Below are 854 nucleotides of genomic sequence, written 5' to 3'. Positions count from 1 at the left end.
ATTTTATGGGATATATTACTGCGTCTATGGAAAGGGCTTCCTTGTTAAAAACTACATGTAGTTTCCTTTTCTAGTTAACAACTCGATAAATATTAAATATTCATAAAGCTACTAAGCTTATGAATTATTATGTTTTATCTCATACTGGATCTTATTAATTCAAAAGAGACATGTAAGTTTTTATGGATAATCACTACCTTACTTTGGGTATTAGTCCCAGTGCAGAAGCTGAAGTTATCAAGGCTGCTTATAGAGCTCTGTCAAAAAAATATCACCCAGACGTATCGACATCAGAAACTTCAGTTAAGAAATTTCAGCAAATTAATTTAGCTTATGAAACCCTATCTAACAGCACAAAAAGACAGGTTTACGATAACGAATTAAAAGCTAATGGTGGGTGCTTTTTTTCTGATGAAGATACAAAAAACTACAACTATTTTGAGTTTGAAGATGACTGGAAGTTAGCTATTGAATACAACCCTAACATTCAATACGAGCTTAATAGGTTAGATTTGTTCAGCCCAGCGCTAGGTATCAGTTTCAAAATATTCGTCCTTGAAACTAAAAGCTTTGAAAATGTTTGTAAAATTGCTGACAAGTTCGAAGCCAATTTTTTAAAAACTTATTTTGGGGCTAATAAAAAAGTCCAAACTCTTGCAAAGCAAGTAATTTATGAACATCAAAGAGATATTGCAATAGAGTTAAACAAAGCAGTAAGAGTTTTAGGGGAAGATCAAAGCTCATTAATTTTAAATAAAATACGAGAGAAATTCCCGGCTTATTTTGCTGAACACAAAAAAGCAAATTTGAGAATATTACAATTGGCATTATTGATGATTATTATTGTTTACTTC

Annotated in this window: 1 protein-coding gene; it reads left to right on the top strand. The window is 31.3% G+C overall.

The genetic code is table 11. The annotated features are described in order from the left end of the window. Window positions 1-182 precede the first annotated feature (182 nt). A partial coding sequence (locus tag L1D51_RS21535; RefSeq protein WP_239964846.1) for a J domain-containing protein occupies window positions 183-854 on the top strand: 672 nt, incomplete at its 3' end.

This window comes from Pseudoalteromonas shioyasakiensis, assembly GCF_022398475.1.
GTDB lineage: Bacteria > Pseudomonadota > Gammaproteobacteria > Enterobacterales > Alteromonadaceae > Pseudoalteromonas.
This window is presented reverse-complemented; position numbering and strand designations above follow the sequence as displayed.